The sequence below is a fragment of the Saccharothrix longispora genome (genome assembly GCF_030852425.1).
GTDB lineage: Bacteria > Actinomycetota > Actinomycetes > Mycobacteriales > Pseudonocardiaceae > Actinosynnema > Actinosynnema longispora.
This window is the reverse complement of the sequence record NZ_NSDM01000001.1, coordinates 935,383-949,561: the sequence shown is the minus strand read 5'-3', so window position 1 is coordinate 949,561 and position 14,179 is coordinate 935,383. Positions and strand designations below refer to the sequence as shown.

Genomic DNA, 14,179 nt, shown 5'->3' with positions numbered 1-14,179 from the left:
CCCCGATTCACGACATCTCCGTTGCGCGCAGCGCGAGGTCCAGGTCGCGCACGTCCGCGGTGTCCCACGGCCGTTCCCACCCGCCGAGCGCCAGCAGGCCGTTGAGCAGCCCGGCGGTGAAGCCCCACACCAACATGCCCGGGGCGGAGAACGCGGGCCCGACGTAGCCGGACGGGTGGCTCACCCGGAACCGGTTCGCGGGGTCGGCCAGGTGCGCGACCGGCACGCGGGCCACGGCCGCGGTCTCCGCCGGGTCGACCGGCGCGACCGGCGACGGCTCGCGCCAGTGCGCGAGCACCGGCGTGACGACGAACCCGGACACCGGCACGTGCAGCTCCGGCAGCAGCGCGACCGGGCGCACGCCCTCGCGCAGCACGCCGGTCTCCTCGAACGCCTCGCGCAGCGCCGTGTCCAGCGGGCCGTCGTCGGTCGGGTCGGCGGCGCCTCCCGGGAACGCGACCTGGCCGGGGTGCGAGCCGAGGGTGTCGGCGCGGCGCAGCAGCAGCACGTCCGGCCCGCCGGGGCCCTCGCCGAACAGCATGAGCACGGCGGCGGGCCGCCCGGTGCCCGGTGGCGGCGGCGACATGCGGGTGAAGGCTCGGGCGTCGATCTCGGCGGTGGCCTTGACGAGCCCGCTCATCCACTCCGGGACGTCGCCCGGGTCGGCCAGGGCGGTCATCCGACCACCTCGCGCACCTGCTCGACGGTGGTGAGCACGAGCGGGTCGGACACGAGCGAGAGCGCACCGTCGGCGCCGACGACGTAGGTCACCGGCGTGCGCGGCGGTGGCGACAGGGCTTTGCGCAGCCGGTCGTCCGGGTCGTGCACGGACGGCAGGTGCACACCGAGTTTGGCCAGCAACTCCAGTCCGTCCCCCTCCTTGCTGCCCACCAGGACCGTCAGCACCGGCACCGAGCCGGGCTCCCGGGCGTAGGCGTCGAGCACCCTCAGTTCCTCTTGACAGGGAACGCACCAGGTCGCCCAGAAGTTCACCACGGCGCGACCGGGCAGGGCGGACGCCACGTCGACGCGGGCGCCGTCGCCGAGGCAGGTGACCTCCAAGCCGCGCAGCGCGGCCGGTCCGACGTCCCCCGCGGCCTGCTGGTCCTGGTCGCGCGGCGGTGGCGCGCACGGCCGGAGCGCGGCCCGTTCCCTGGCGAGGCCGACGTCCGGGGCCTGCCGGGTGCTCACCGGGCCGGTGTCGACGGGCTCCGACGGACGCGGCCACAGGGCGACGACGCCCGCCACCGCCAGCACCAGGACGACCGCCGCCCACCGGGCTCGGGTGCTCACGCCAACCTCTCCCCCGCCCTCACGCGCTCGGCCAGCGCGATCAGGTGCGGCGCTTCCTCCCCCTTGACCAGCTTCTCCGCCTTGGCCGGGTCGACCTGGCCGATGCCGTAGGAGGGGCACAGGGGCGCCAGCAGGCACGCGCCGCAGGCGGGCGTGCGGGCGTGGCAGACGCGGCGGCCGTGGAAGATCGTGCGGTGCGAGACGATCGTCCAGTCCTTGCGCTCGACGAGCGGACCGACGGCGCGCTCGACCTTGACCGGGTCCTCCTCCCGCGTCCAGCCCCAGCGGCGGACGAGCCGGCCGAAGTGGGTGTCCACGGTGATCCCCGGCACGCCGAACGCGTCGCCCAGCACGACGTTCGCGGTCTTGCGGCCCACGCCGGGCAGCGTGACCAGGTCCTCCAGCCTGCCCGGCACGACGCCGTCGAACCGCTCCACCAGCGCGGCGCCGAGCCCCTGCAGGGACGTCGCCTTGTTGCGGTAGAAGCCGGTGGGCCTGATCAGCTCCTCCAACTCGGCCCGGTCCGCCGAGGCGTAGTCCCGGGCCGTGCGGTAGCGCTCGAACAGCGCGGGCGTGACCTGGTTCACCCGGACGTCGGTGGTCTGGGCGGACAGCACGACGGCCACCAGCAGTTGCAGCGGGTCGCGGAAGTCCAGTTCGCAGTGCGCGTCCGGGTAGCCCTGCGCCAGCACCCGCACCACGCGGCGCGCCCGGCGGACCAGCCCCAACCTCGTCTCCGGCTGCTTCACCGCGCTCTTGGCCATGCTCCGAACCCTACTGCGCCCGGTCCGGGGACCACGCGGACGTGGCGCCGGCGGGCGGGGTCGCGCGGGGGCGGCGTTTTCCCGGTGGCGGTTCCGGGAAGACAACCCGCTGCGACCGCCGGGCAACCCCGTCCCCGCCGCACACGTCCCACGTACGAGCGCACGACGACACCCGCAAGAGTGACCCCCCCTCTAGTGCGCGCCGAAACGGATGCGCAAGGATCGGAGCCATCATGACTGCCTGGTTCGTCATCGCCGTTCCGATCGTGATCATGTTCTTCGCGCTCTTCATGGAGCGCGTGGAAGCTCGTCTGCGCCACGTCGCCGTGCAGGAGGACGAGGTCGAGGAGTTCCTGGAGTCGGCCCGGCCCGACGAGGTCAGGGCCCTCTACGGGCACGGCATCGGCCGCGCGCTGGAGCTGTTCCGGCTGCGCAGGCTGGGTGGTCGTGCGAGGAACCTGCGTCAGCGGCGCACCCGCCGCTGACCGGGGCGAGGACCGGCGAGGCCCACGGGGTCAACCCCCCGGTGGGCCTTTCTGGGCTGTCCGCCCCGAGTCGCGGGGCACCGTGCGGCGGCGCGCCGGAAGGCGATCTCCCGCACAGCCCTTAGACTGCACCCAGTGATCGGCGGCAAGGCGCTTATCCGCCAGAAGGCGGAACGCGCTCGACCATGCCGCCGCGTCTCGACAGGAGGGACGAGGTGGACGAGACCCTGGCCCGCGCGGGCATCTTCCAGGGGGTTGAACCGGCGGCAGCGGAGGCACTGGCGCAGACGCTGGAGTCCGTTGAATTCCCGCGTGGCCACGTGATCTTCGCGGAGGGCGAGCCGGGCGACCGGCTCTACATCATCCAATCCGGCAAGGTGAAGATCGGCCGCAAGTCGCCGGACGGTCGGGAGAACCTGTTGGGGATCTTCGGCCCGTCCGACATGTTCGGCGAGCTGTCGATCTTCGACCCGGGCCCCCGCACGTCCACCGCCACGACGGTGACCGAGGTGCGCGCGGTGAGCATGGACCGCCCCGCGCTGCGGCAGTGGATCACCAACCGGCCGGAGATCGCCGAGCAGCTGCTGCGTGCCCTGGCCCGCAGGCTGCGCCGGACGAATTCCATGCTGGCCGACCTGATCTTCACCGACGTGCCCGGCCGCGTGGCGAAGGCGCTGTTGCAGCTCGCGCAGCGCTTCGGCAGCCAGGAGGCCGGTCTGCTGAGGGTCACCCACGACCTGACGCAGGAGGAGATCGCCCAGTTCGTGGGCGCGTCGCGCGAGACGGTGAACAAGGCCCTGGCCGACTTCGCCCACCGCGGGTGGCTGCGGTTGGAGGGCAAGAGCGTGCTGATCCTGGACCCGGAGCGCCTGGCGCGCCGCGCTCGCTGAGCAGGTCCGCGGTTCGGCACCGCACGTGACAACAGAGCCGGGCGCCGCCCCCGACGCGGCGCACCGGCCCTGTTGTTCGCGCGACCCATCCCCCGACAGATCACGCGTTCCACTCCTCCGGCGCCCACAGGCCCCGACCCTTCAGCGCCGGAAGGAGGTTCGACTACCCGTCGCGCCACCCGTGGAAACGGGTGCGGCGGGCTGTGCGGTCCACGATCGCACGCCCCCCTGGCCGCAACTCAAGGCCGTTCACCCTCAAGGACCCCTTGTGCAGGTACTTTTCCGAGGGGTTTCACCCGGTCATCCCATTGTTGTTATCCGATCGCAACACTCCTCCCGGGAAGTGGACGATCTTCACGCGTGCCGCGCCCGGTGATCGAACGCACCGCCAAATGACTGGTACGCGCGTACCACAGCGCGCATACTGGTACACATGTCCCACTCTGCCCGCCTCGCGGACTACCGCACCGCGCTGACCACGCCCGGCATGCGCGGCCCCGTCGTCGCGTCCCTGCTCGCCCGCCTCCCGATCGCGATGATCGGCCTCTCGCTGCTGCTCTACGTGCAGCGCGAGACCGGTTCGTTCGCCGCGGCGGGGCTGGTGTCGGCGTCGTCCCTGGTCGGTGTCGCGCTCGGGTCGATCGTGCAGGGCAGGCTGATGGACCGGCTCGGGCCGACCCGCCCGCTGCTCGTGGCCGTGGTGCTGTTCTCCGCGTTCGTGGCGCTCGCCGTCACCGCCGTCGAGGCGGGCGTGCCGCTGCCCCTCCTCGTGCCGATCGCGTTCGCCGTCGGGCTCACCGAGCCCATGGTCGGCTCGGCGTCCCGCGCCCTGTGGTCGCACGTGCTGCCCGCCGGGTCCGCGCGGCTCGCCGGCTACGCCTACGAGGCGATCAGCATGGAGGTGTTCTTCATCCTCGGCCCCGGCCTCGCCGGTGTGCTGGTCGCGGCACCCTGGGCGGGCACCGGCGTGATCGTCGGCGCGGCGTCCATGGTGGTCGGCTCGCTGTGGTTCGCGTTCGACCCGACCGTGCGCGCCGTGCGGCCGGAACCGGCCCGGCGCGACCTGCTCGGCGCGCTGGCCTCGCCCGGCATGCGCACGGTGGCGCTCGCGGCCCTCGGCTTCGGCGTCACGATCGGGTTCATCGAGGTGGCCGTGCCGGCCGCCGCCGCGAACGCCGGTCACGTGGGCCTCGGCGGGCTGCTGCTGAGCCTGTGGTCGGTCAGCTCGGTGGTGTTCGGCGTGCTGTACGCGATGAAGCCGTTCCCGCGGGCCATGCACCTGCGGCTGCCCGTGCTGCTCGGCGGGTTCGCGCTGCTGTCGCTGCTGCTCGCGCTGCCCACCAGCCTGGTGTGGCTGGCCGGCGCGCTGCTCGTGGTCGGCACCCTGATCACGCCGCAGGCGACCACGCACTCGGCGGCGATCGAGCAGGTCGCGCCCGCGGGCACGGCGACCGAGGCGTTCGGCTGGGTGGTCACGGCGGTCACCGTCGGGCTGGCCATCGGGCAGTCGGCGAGCGGTCAGCTGGTCGAGTCGCGCGGCACGAGCGCGGCGTTCGCGGCGGCGGCGGTGTCCGGCCTGGTGATCGCGGTCCTGGTGTGGGTGTTCCGCGGCACGGTCGCGGCCGGCGTGCCGGTGCCGAAGCAGGAGGAGATGGACCTGGCGGCCCGCTGACGCCCCGGGGTGTCGCGGTCCCGCCGTGATCGGGATTGTCGGTGGTCGGGTCCAGCGTCCACCGCGTGGACCTCACCGCCGACCCCGTGCTCGCCGTCGCGGCTGGAGCCGGCGGCGACGGATCGTCACCTCGTGGCGTTCGCTTCGCTACGGTAGGTACCGGCACGGCGCCGCCGGCCGCCCCGTTCCCCGACGATCGAACACGGAAGCTGCTGGAGGCGGTCATCGACAGCACGGTGATGGTGGAGGCCGACGCGCTGGCGCGCGCCGTCCGCCGGGCGGTCCCCTGCTCCGGCCCGCACGGCTCGGTCACCCTCCAGGTCGACGACGGCGAGCTGCGCGTGCGCGGCAGCGACCCGCGGGCGGGCGGGTCGGAGGAGTCGGTCAAGGCCACGATCGACGGCAACCGGGTCACGAAGACCTTCCAGGCCCACTACCTGGCGGACGCGCTGAAGGCGTTCAGCGGCAGGCGCGTGGAGCTGCGCATCCAGGACGGCCTGCGGTCGACGGTGCTCACGTCGCAGGCGGGCGAGGACGGCGTGGAGCTGACCTACCTGGTCGTCCCGCTCCGCACGACCGTCTGACCGGTTCCCCGGACCACCCCGGGTCGGACCACCCCGGGCGGTCAGGCCACCCCGAGGTAGGCCAGCTGCGCCCGCACCGACCACTCGGCGGCGGGCCAGAGGGAGCGGTCGACGTCGGCGTACACGAGTTCCACGACCTGGCGCGCGGTCGGTGCGCCACCGAGTCGTTCCACGGCCGCGCGGACCTGCGCCAGGCGTTCCTCGCGGTGGGTCAGGTAGGCGCGGGCGACGGCCACCACGTCCGGCAGGACCGGGCCGTGGCCGGGCAGCACGGTGGTGCCCTCCGGCAGGTCCGCCAGGGTCCTCAGGGACGCCAGGTAGTCGGCCAGCCCGCCGTCCAGCACGGTCGTGCCCCGGCCGAGGATGGTGTCACCGGTGAGCACCGCGCCGCCCACCAGGAACGAGACCGAGTCGTCGGTGTGCCCCGGCGTCGCCAGGGCGGTGATCTCCAGGCCGCCGCCGGTGACGACCTCGCCGCCGGTCAGCCGGACGGTGGCGAACCCCGGGTCCGCCGCGTGCACGGGGGCGCCCACCAGTCGCGCGAAGTCGTGCACGCCCTCCGAGTGGTCGGGGTGGCCGTGGGTGAGCAGCACCGCGTCCACCGGGCCGTGGGCGGCCACGCGGTCCAGGTGGCCGCGGTCCAGGGGGCCGGGGTCGACGACGACGCACGAGTCGGCGCCCGGCGCGCGCAGGACCCACGTGTTGGTGCCCTCCAGGGTCATCACCCCCGGGTTCTCGGCGAGCACGACCGACGCGAACGGCGTGACCCGGCGCGGCACCCCGTACTCGGCGCTCACGGCAGGACCACCCGCAGCACGTCGCCGTCCCGGACGATCTTGGGGATGATCTTCGAGACCTCGCGCGACTCGTCCAGCACCGCGCTCACGGACCCCAGCTCGTCCACCTCGGTGAGGGTCACCCAGGTCGGCGGCATGAGGGCGCGGCGACCGGCCTTCCAGTCGGCCAGCGCGTCGGCCGGCCGCTGCCACACCGCGTCCGACGCCTCGGTGGTCGCCCCGTCCGCCTTCTGCCCCTCGGGCAGCAGGGCGACGAAGAACCTGGTGTCGTAGCGGCGCGGCTCCTCGGGCGGCGTCACCCAGTTCGCCCACGGTCGCAGCAGGTCGGCCCGCAGCACCAGCCCCTCGTCGGCCAGGAACCGGGCGAAGGACAGCTCGCGCGCCACCAGCGCGGCCCGCGCCGCCGCGTACGGGGTGGTGTCGGCGACGACCGTGGCGGCCGACGGGCCGGCCAGCAGCACGCCGGACTCCTCGAACGTCTCGCGCACGGCGGCGCACACGAGCGCCGCGGCGAGTTCGGGCGAACAGGCGAACTTCGAGGCCCACCACCCGGGTGCGGGGCCGCTCCACGCGACGGAGGTGTCGGCGTCGCGCGGGTCGACACCACCGCCGGGGAACACGGTCATCCCGCCCGCGAACGCCATCCCGGCGACCCGGCGCAGCAGGAACGCCTCGATCCCCCGGTCGCCGTCGCGGACGAGCACGACGGTCGCCGCGTCGCGCGGCTCGACCGGCGGGCCGGTGGGGGTGGACGGGACCATCGAGGCCGGCAGCACCAGTTCGTCGGGTAGTTCGCGCACGCACCGAGCCTACGACGAGGATCTTCCCCGTGGACACCAAGAAGGGCTGCGTGCTCAACGTCCTGCTGTTCGGGTTCGGCGCGGTGATCGGCACGGGCCTGACGGCCGTCGCGGCCGTGGTGCTGTTCCTGCCGGCCGTGGACACGATCAGCACGGACGAGGGGACGCCGAACGTGTACGTCAAGGAGAGGTCCCGGTTGATCGGCGGCACGGAGCACGAGGTGTGGTTGGGGCGCGGCGAGGACCACGGGCACGTCGTGCGGGTCCCGGGCGGGTGGGGCGCCGACCCGGAGGTGGTGCGCCAGGAGGGCGGCGTGGAGCTGCGCTTCGACGGCGGCGGCCGGATCTTCGTCCCCGAGGCCGACTACCTCGGCGGCCGGTAGGGCGGCCGCCCGTGGGCGGGCCGACCGGAAGTTAGGGTGGCCGGCGTGGACGAACAGCTGCGCGTGGGACTGATCGGTGCGGGCCCGTGGGCGGAGCGGGTGCACGCGCCGGGCCTCGCCGACCACCCCGGCACCCGCCTGACCACCGTGTGGGCACGCCGCGAGGAGGCCGCGTCGGCGCTGGCCGACGCCTACGGCGCGAGCACGGCGGCGTCGCCGGACGAGCTGCTGGAGCAGGTGGACGCGGTCGCGTTCGCCGTGCCGCCGGAGGTCCAGGCGCCGCTCGCGACGCGGGCCGCGGAGCTGGGCAGGCACCTCGTCCTGGAGAAGCCGATCGCCTCGACCCTCGCCGACGCCGAGCGGCTCGCCGAGGCGGTGGACCGGAACGGCGTCGCGTCGCTGGTCGTGCTGACCCGCCGGTACGCGCCGGAGGTCCGGGAGCAGCTGGACCAGCTGGCGCGCACGGGCGGCTGGGTGGGCGGCAGCCTCCGGTGGCTGTCGGGCGCGCTGCTGGGCGGGCCGTTCTCGCACTCGCCGTGGCGGCACGAGCGGGGGCCGCTGGACGACGTCGGCCCGCACGCGTTCGACCTGCTGGACGCCGCCCTGGGCACGATCACCGACGTGGTCGCGGCGGACCGGTCGGAGCACGGGCTGTGGCAGGTGGTGTTCCGGCACGAGGGCGGTGCGACGAGTTCGGCGGCGCTGAGCATGACGCTGCCGCTGGAGCCGACCGTCTCGGAGGTGGCGGTGTACGGCGAGCACGGCCACCGCGTGCTCGCCGACCGGGGCACGAGCGCGGCGCAGTGCTTCACGCACCTGCTGGACGACTTCGTGGCGATGGTCGACAGCGGCACGGCGCACCACCCGCTGGACGTGCGCCGGGGCCTGCACCTCCAGCGGATCGTCGACCTGGCGCGCCGCAAGGCGGAACACTGACCGGGTGTACGCACTGGACGGCGAGACGCTGCGCGAGGCCGCCGAGGGCCTGACCGCGCGCGGGATGCCCCCCGACGACCCGGTCCGGGTGCGGGTCGAGGCGGCGACGGACCGCGCGGCGGCCCGGCCCCTCCGCCCGCTGGGCGCGGACGTCGGGGCCGGGCTGCTCGACGCGCTGCGAGCCCTCCGAGCGGGCCCGGTCGCCCCCTAGCCGGTGAACCTGCCGTTGTTCGGCTTCGGCACGCCGTTGACGAACTCCGGCCCGCCCGGCCACGACTGCTGCTCGCGCTGCGCCAGCTCCTCGTGGAGCTGCTGGAGCAGGGCGCGTTCGCGGTCGCTGAGCTTGGCGTCGACGGTCGGCGGCAGCTGCACGGACGCCGGCGCCTGCCCGTCGGCCAGGGCGGCCTGGAGCGCGGCGAGGTCGTCCGGGTTCAGCTCCGTGGTGACCTCGGCGCGCGACAGCGGGTGGTCGTCCGGCAGCGGGAACGACAGCGGCACCACCGGGGGCGTCGCGGCCCTCGGCTCGTCCACGACCGGTTCCGGCGCGGGTTCCACGACCGGTTCCGGCGCGGGCTCGGCGACGGGTTCGGGCGCCACGTCCGGCACCCGCACGTCGTCGGCCCGCACGTCGTCGATCCCGTCCCCGCTGCCCCGGAACCCGTCGAACCGCGGCTCGTCGGCGGGCTCGCGCACCGGCAGCCGCTTGACCGGCTTGGGCGGGAACGGTTGCGCCCCCTCGTACGAGTCGACGCGCGCACGACGGGACTTGGAGCCGTTCTCGGGTTCGACCGGCACCGGTTCCGGCTCGACCACCGGTGCCTGACCCGAGACGTCACCGTCGAACCACGTGCCGGGGTCGGGTGGTGGCCCGGGCGTCGTGGAACCGGACGCGAAGAACACCTCGCGCGCCGTGGTCACGGCGGCCGCGTGGTACTCACCCAGCGGCGTGCCCACGGTCAGCACCTCGACGGCGGCCCGGATGCCGGCCTTCCGCAGCACGGTGTCGACCCGGTACGCGGTCGCCGGCGCGAAGCCGGACGGACCGATGTCGACCAGGACGATCCGCTGCGGCAGCGGGCCGGGCGTGGCGCCGGCCGGCGTGGACCGCCACGTGGCGCGCACGCCGCGCACGTCCGGCAGCGCCGACACGGTCCTGCCCAGCACGTCGCCCAGGCCGTCGGCCGGGTCGGACTCGACGCTGAACCGGTGTCGCGGCACGGGCACCTGCTCGACCGCGAACAACCGGTCGGCGAGCGAGCGGTCCGAGCGGACCTCCGCCAGCAGCCACCCCACCTCGCGACGCTCCTCCGTGGACACCGGGATGCGCCCGGCCAGCAGGCAGCCGACCAGCAGTTCCACCGCCCTGTCCAGCTCGGCGACCGCGAGCAGCTCCCGGGCCTGCGTCAACGCGTCGTCGTCGACCCGTCCGGCCAACGACAACAGGAGGTCGTGTAAACGGACGGGGAGTCCCACTCCGTCGTTCGTCACGCCTGTTCTCCTTCCGGCCCGCGCGGGAGCGACGAGCTCTAGACGGGCACCAGGTGCCCGTCGGCCTCGGCGCCGGTGCACACCAGTTCCGAGGCCGCCAACGCCGCCCGGTGGTAGGGCGGCAGGTCAAGTCCGGCGGGCAGGACCTCCACGCAGGGGTCGTGCTCGCCGAGCGCCCGCAGCACGCGCTGGAGTTCACCGGCCAGCCGGGCGTACCCGGACGTGGCGGCGACCAGGACCAGCCTCCTGGCGTCGCCCCCGCCCAGCCGCCACGAGGAGCGGACTTCGCCGACCCCGGGGCGACCGCGCAGGGTTGCCCCGAGCACCACGGTCGCGGAATCACCCATCAGCACCCGATCGGGTGATTCCGGGGTGAAGGTGTAGCCGGTATCGGGCGGTTCGTCCAGTCCCCTGACGGAACTGATGGCGGATCGGTCCGCGCCGTGCGGCACGAGGGCGTCCACGAGCAGCGCCTGCTCGCGGTCGGTCAGGCCGATCCGGTCGTGCAGCAACGTGCGCGGCAGGGTGCGTGCGAGGACGAGGATCGCGTCCGTCGCGGCCCAGTCGCGGAAGCGCCACAGGACGTCGTCCGGGAGCCTCCCGGCGAGCCGCAGCAGCAGCTCGTGGCACGTGTCCGACATCTCACTCCCCGATCTCGACGATCAGCTCCACCTCGACGGGCGCGCCCAGCGGCAACTCGGCGACGCCGACGGCGGACCGCGCGTGCCGGCCGGCGTCGCCGAACACCTCGCCGATCAGCTCGGACGCGCCGTTGACCACGGCGGGCTGGCCGGTGAAGCCCTCGGCGGAGGCGACGAACCCGACGACCTTGACGACGCGGACCACCGAGTCCAGGCCGACGAGCGCGTCCACGGCGGCCAGCGCGTTGAGCGCGCAGGTGCGGGCGTGCGCCTTGGCCTCCTCCGGGCTCACGTCGCCGCCGACCTTGCCGGTGGCCGCGAGCGCGCCGTCGACGAACGGCAGCTGGCCCGAGGTGAACACCTGCTGCCCGCTGCGGACGGCGGGCACGTACGCGGCGACGGGCGCCGCGACCGGGGGGAGGGTGACACCGAGCTCGGCCAGGCGAGCGGTCCAGCTCATGCCTTCGGCCGCTTCAGGTAGGCGACGTGCTGCTCACCGCTGGGGTTGGGCAGCACGGTGACCAGCTCCCAGCCGTCCTGGCCCCACTGGTCGAGGATCGCCTTGGTGGCGTGGATCAACAGCGGGACGGTCGCGTACTCCCACGTCTGCATGGCGGGCAGCCTAGCCGGACACCCTGCGTGCTCGCCCGAGCCGGCCGGGGCCGGGGTCCGCGCGGAGTTGCGGTTTCCCCTGGTGACGCCCCCGTCACGAAGCGCTAACTTGCGGTTGTGGAGACGTGGCGGATCGTGGCGACCAGCTCGTTCCTGCTGGGCGGGCTGGTGATGGTGCTGGTCGCCATGGCGTTGGCCCGCGACCGGAAGGGCGCGATGCGGTCGCAGGTGTGGCGGGCGGCGGGCATCGGGGCGCTCGCGGTGGCGGTGGTGGCCGTGCTGATCGCCTACGTGCTGCCGTCGGTGGTGGCCTGGGGCGTGGTGGCGGCGACCGCCATCGGAGTGGTGTTCGTCACCATGTGGGATTGAGCCGGCGGCGTCCCTCGGCCAGCGGCTCCCAGGGGTCCGCGCCTAGGCTGACCTGGTGAACGGCTGGACCGACGAACTCACCCGCGCGCGGCTGCACGTCGTCACGGGCAAGGGCGGGACCGGCAAGACCACGGTCGCCGCGGCGCTCGCCCTGGCGCTGGCCACCGGCGGTCGCCGGGTGCTGCTGGTCGAGGTCGAGAACCGGCAGGGCATCGCGCGGCTGTTCGACCGGCCGCCGCTGCCGTACTCCGAGGAGCGCATCGCGTCCGCGCCCGGCGGCGGCGAGGTCCGGGCACTGGCCGTGGACCCCGAGGCGGCGCTGCTGGAGTACCTGGACATGTTCTACAACCTGGGCTTCGCGGGCCGGACGCTGAAGAAGATGGGCGCGATCGAGTTCGCCACCACCCTCGCGCCGGGGCTGCGGGACGTGCTGCTCACCGGCAAGGTGAAGGAGTGCGTGCGCCGGGTCGGCAAGAGCGGCAGGCACGAGTACGACGCGGTCGTGCTGGACGCGCCGCCGACCGGCCGCGTGGTGCGGTTCCTCGACGTCACGCGGGCCATGGCCGACCTGGCCAAGGTCGGGCCGATCAAGGGGCAGAGCGAGGGCGTGGTGACCCTGCTGCACTCGGGCGACACGGCCGTGCACCTGGTCGCGCTGCTGGAGGAGATGCCGGTGCGCGAGACGCTGGAGGCGGTCGCCGACCTGGACGCCGCCGACCTGCGGCCGGGCGCGGTGTTCGTGAACCGGGTGCGCCCGCCGAGGTTGCCCGCGCGGTCCGTGGCCGCCGCCGCGGAGGGACGGGTGGACGCGGACCGGGTCCGGGCCGGGCTCGCCGCCGCCGGGCTGGACGTGGACGACGACGTGCTGGACGGCCTGGTCGAGCAGGCCGTGGAGCACGCCGCCGGGGTGCTCGCCGAGGAGCGGGCCAAGGACAAGCTGGCCGAGTCCGACCTGCCGTCGGTCGAGCTGCCGGACCTGACCGACGGGGTGGACGTGGCCGCGCTGTACGAGCTGGCGGAACTGCTGGTCGGGCGGGGTGTGCGGTGAACCGGCTGGATGTGGACGCGCTGCTGGACAACCCGGAGACGCGGGTGCTGGTGTGCTGCGGCTCGGGTGGCGTGGGGAAGACGACGACGGCCGCGGCGCTCGCCCTGCGGGCCGCGGCACGGGGCCGGCGCGCGGTCGTGCTGACGATCGACCCCGCGCGGCGGCTCGCCCAGTCCCTCGGGCTGCGGGAGCTGGACAACAACCCGCGGCGCGTCGAGGGCGACTTCGACGGCGAGCTGCACGCGATGATGCTGGACATGCGCCGCACGTTCGACGACATGGTGTGGCAGCACGCGGGCCGCGAGCGGGCCGAGCAGATCCTCGCCAACCCCTTCTACCAGACGATCTCCACGTCGTTCTCCGGCACGCAGGAGTACATGGCGATGGAGAAGCTGGGTCAGCTCGTCGCGCAGGACGAGTGGGACCTGGTGGTCGTGGACACGCCGCCGAGCCGCTCGGCGCTGGACTTCCTGGACGCGCCGCAGCGGCTGTCGACCGTGCTCGACGGGAAGCTGATCAAGATGTTGTCGGCGCCCGCGCGGGCGGGCGGGCGCGGCATCCGCAAGATCGTCGGGGCCGGCTTCGGCCTGTTCACCAAGGCCGTGTCGACCATCGTGGGCGGCCAGCTCCTCCAGGACGCGTCGACGTTCGTGCAGGCGTTCGACAGCATGTTCGGCGGCTTCCGGCAGCGCGCCCAGGCCACCTACGACCTGCTGCGCTCACCCGGCACGGGCTTCCTGGTGGTCGCGGCGGCCGAACCGGACGCGCTGCGCGAGGCCAGCTACTTCGTCGAGCGGTTGAGCGCGGAGCACATGCCGCTGACCGGCCTGGTCGCGAACCGGACGCACCCCGTGCTCGCCCCCTTGCCGGCGCCGGGCGCGCTGGCGGCGGCGGACCGGCTGGAGCGCACGGGAGACGCCCCGCTGGCCGCCGCCGTGCTGCGGGTGCACGCGGACCGCGTGGCCGTCGCCGACCGGGAGAAGCGGCTGCTCGCGCGGTTCACCCGTGCGCACCCCGGCGTTCCGCTGGTCGGGGTGCCCGCGCTGCCGACCGACGTGCACGACCTGGACGGCCTGCAGGAGATCGGCCGGCGGCTCGCGGGCGAGTAGGTCCTACCCGACCTTGGACTCCTCGGTGTGCTCCTGGCGCGCCGTGTCCAGGAGTTCGTGCCACGAGGTGACGTCGGGCCGCCGCCGCAGCAGCGCACGCCGTTCACGCTCGGTCATCCCGCCCCACACACCGAACTCGATCCGGTTGTCCAGGGCCTCCGCGAGGCACTCGGTGCGCACCGGGCACCCCAGGCACACCACCTTGGCCTTGCGCTGCTCCGCACCTCTCACGAAGAGCTGGTCCGGCTCCTCGTCGCGGCACGAAGCCTTGATACGCCAATCCCCCTGCTGCATAGCCCCCACCTCAG

The 14,179-nt window shown here is 74.2% G+C and carries 20 protein-coding genes; 10 read left to right on the top strand and 10 right to left on the bottom strand.

Annotation, left to right across the window (positions count from 1 at the left end; genetic code table 11):
* Positions 1 to 7: 7 nt before the first annotated feature.
* Genes CKY47_RS04860 through nth form a run of 3 tightly spaced genes read right to left on the bottom strand, consistent with a single transcriptional unit; the run spans position 8 to position 2,057 of the window.
* A complete protein-coding gene (locus tag CKY47_RS04860; RefSeq protein ID WP_306744369.1) occupies positions 8 to 679 on the bottom strand; it encodes an NUDIX hydrolase in 672 nt (223 codons plus the stop codon).
* Positions 676 to 1,293, bottom strand: coding sequence for a TlpA family protein disulfide reductase (locus tag CKY47_RS04855; protein WP_306744368.1), 618 nt, complete (start codon positions 1,291 to 1,293; stop codon positions 676 to 678). Before CKY47_RS04855 ends, CKY47_RS04860 begins: the two co-directional genes overlap by 4 nt.
* Positions 1,290 to 2,057: an endonuclease III gene (gene nth, locus CKY47_RS04850; protein ID WP_306744367.1), complete on the bottom strand. Its 768-nt coding sequence runs from the start codon at positions 2,055 to 2,057 to the stop codon at positions 1,290 to 1,292. Before nth ends, CKY47_RS04855 begins: the two co-directional genes overlap by 4 nt.
* Before the next feature lie 233 nt (positions 2,058 to 2,290).
* Between nth and CKY47_RS04845 the strand changes: the two genes are divergently transcribed.
* The 4 genes from CKY47_RS04845 to CKY47_RS04830 all read left to right on the top strand — a co-directional run bounded on the left by CKY47_RS04845 (position 2,291) and on the right by CKY47_RS04830 (position 5,688).
* Positions 2,291 to 2,542 (top strand): hypothetical protein, encoded by a 252-nt coding sequence (locus CKY47_RS04845; RefSeq protein ID WP_015097743.1) that lies wholly within the window; start codon positions 2,291 to 2,293, stop codon positions 2,540 to 2,542.
* A gap of 215 nt (positions 2,543 to 2,757) precedes the next feature.
* Positions 2,758 to 3,432: a Crp/Fnr family transcriptional regulator gene (locus CKY47_RS04840; RefSeq protein ID WP_015097742.1), complete on the top strand. Its 675-nt coding sequence runs from the start codon at positions 2,758 to 2,760 to the stop codon at positions 3,430 to 3,432.
* Between the two features lie 433 nt (positions 3,433 to 3,865).
* Positions 3,866 to 5,104 (top strand): MFS transporter, encoded by a 1,239-nt coding sequence (locus CKY47_RS04835; protein ID WP_306744366.1) that lies wholly within the window; start codon positions 3,866 to 3,868, stop codon positions 5,102 to 5,104.
* Between the two features lie 239 nt (positions 5,105 to 5,343).
* The gene (locus CKY47_RS04830) at positions 5,344 to 5,688 is read left to right on the top strand and encodes a hypothetical protein (RefSeq protein WP_306744365.1); all 345 of its coding nucleotides are present in this window, start codon (positions 5,344 to 5,346) and stop codon (positions 5,686 to 5,688) included.
* 41 nt (positions 5,689 to 5,729) lie between these two features.
* On the opposite strand, the gene CKY47_RS04825 is transcribed toward CKY47_RS04830, so the two are convergent.
* A complete protein-coding gene (locus CKY47_RS04825) occupies positions 5,730 to 6,485 on the bottom strand; it encodes an MBL fold metallo-hydrolase (RefSeq protein WP_306744364.1) in 756 nt (251 codons plus the stop codon).
* On the bottom strand, positions 6,482 to 7,246 hold the full coding sequence (locus CKY47_RS04820; protein ID WP_306744549.1) for an NUDIX hydrolase: 765 nt from the start codon (positions 7,244 to 7,246) through the stop codon (positions 6,482 to 6,484). Before CKY47_RS04820 ends, CKY47_RS04825 begins: the two co-directional genes overlap by 4 nt.
* A 68-nt stretch (positions 7,247 to 7,314) precedes the next feature.
* Between CKY47_RS04820 and CKY47_RS04815 the strand changes: the two genes are divergently transcribed.
* The 3 genes from CKY47_RS04815 to CKY47_RS04805 are packed head-to-tail and all read left to right on the top strand — an operon-like array spanning position 7,315 to position 8,815.
* Entirely contained in the window at positions 7,315 to 7,668 is a 354-nt protein-coding gene (locus tag CKY47_RS04815) for a hypothetical protein (RefSeq protein WP_306744363.1), read from the top strand.
* 45 nt (positions 7,669 to 7,713) lie between these two features.
* Positions 7,714 to 8,604: a Gfo/Idh/MocA family protein gene (locus CKY47_RS04810; protein ID WP_306744362.1), complete on the top strand. Its 891-nt coding sequence runs from the start codon at positions 7,714 to 7,716 to the stop codon at positions 8,602 to 8,604.
* Between the two features lie 4 nt (positions 8,605 to 8,608).
* Positions 8,609 to 8,815, top strand: a complete 207-nt coding sequence (locus tag CKY47_RS04805; protein WP_306744361.1) for a hypothetical protein — start codon at positions 8,609 to 8,611, stop codon at positions 8,813 to 8,815.
* Here CKY47_RS04805 and CKY47_RS04800 read toward each other — a convergent pair.
* The 4 genes from CKY47_RS04800 to CKY47_RS04785 form a co-directional block, all read right to left on the bottom strand.
* A complete protein-coding gene (locus CKY47_RS04800; RefSeq protein WP_306744360.1) occupies positions 8,812 to 10,044 on the bottom strand; it encodes a hypothetical protein in 1,233 nt (410 codons plus the stop codon). The genes CKY47_RS04805 and CKY47_RS04800 overlap by 4 nt on opposite strands.
* An 86-nt stretch (positions 10,045 to 10,130) precedes the next feature.
* Positions 10,131 to 10,733 (bottom strand): hypothetical protein, encoded by a 603-nt coding sequence (locus tag CKY47_RS04795; RefSeq protein ID WP_306744359.1) that lies wholly within the window; start codon positions 10,731 to 10,733, stop codon positions 10,131 to 10,133.
* A 1-nt stretch (position 10,734) separates the two neighbouring features.
* Positions 10,735 to 11,193, bottom strand: coding sequence for a RidA family protein (locus tag CKY47_RS04790; protein ID WP_306744358.1), 459 nt, complete (start codon positions 11,191 to 11,193; stop codon positions 10,735 to 10,737).
* Positions 11,190 to 11,345 carry a Sp36 family protein gene (locus tag CKY47_RS04785; protein WP_306744357.1) on the bottom strand — a complete coding sequence of 52 codons (156 nt, stop codon included), beginning with the start codon at positions 11,343 to 11,345 and terminating at the stop codon, positions 11,190 to 11,192. The genes CKY47_RS04790 and CKY47_RS04785 overlap by 4 nt, the downstream gene beginning before the upstream one ends.
* A gap of 117 nt (positions 11,346 to 11,462) precedes the next feature.
* On the opposite strand from CKY47_RS04785, the gene CKY47_RS04780 reads away from it, so the two are divergent.
* Genes CKY47_RS04780 through bagB form a run of 3 tightly spaced genes read left to right on the top strand, consistent with a single transcriptional unit; the run spans position 11,463 to position 13,871 of the window.
* Positions 11,463 to 11,714 (top strand): hypothetical protein, encoded by a 252-nt coding sequence (locus tag CKY47_RS04780; RefSeq protein ID WP_306744356.1) that lies wholly within the window; start codon positions 11,463 to 11,465, stop codon positions 11,712 to 11,714.
* A gap of 55 nt (positions 11,715 to 11,769) precedes the next feature.
* Positions 11,770 to 12,762: an ATPase BagA gene (bagA, locus tag CKY47_RS04775; RefSeq protein ID WP_306744355.1), complete on the top strand. Its 993-nt coding sequence runs from the start codon at positions 11,770 to 11,772 to the stop codon at positions 12,760 to 12,762.
* On the top strand, positions 12,759 to 13,871 hold the full coding sequence (gene bagB, locus CKY47_RS04770; RefSeq protein ID WP_306744354.1) for an ATPase BagB: 1,113 nt from the start codon (positions 12,759 to 12,761) through the stop codon (positions 13,869 to 13,871). The genes bagA and bagB overlap by 4 nt, the downstream gene beginning before the upstream one ends.
* 3 nt (positions 13,872 to 13,874) lie before the next feature.
* Here the strand turns inward: bagB and CKY47_RS04765 are convergent, their stop codons facing one another.
* Positions 13,875 to 14,165, bottom strand: coding sequence for a WhiB family transcriptional regulator (locus tag CKY47_RS04765; protein WP_306744353.1), 291 nt, complete (start codon positions 14,163 to 14,165; stop codon positions 13,875 to 13,877).
* Between the last annotated feature and the right edge of the window lie 14 nt (positions 14,166 to 14,179).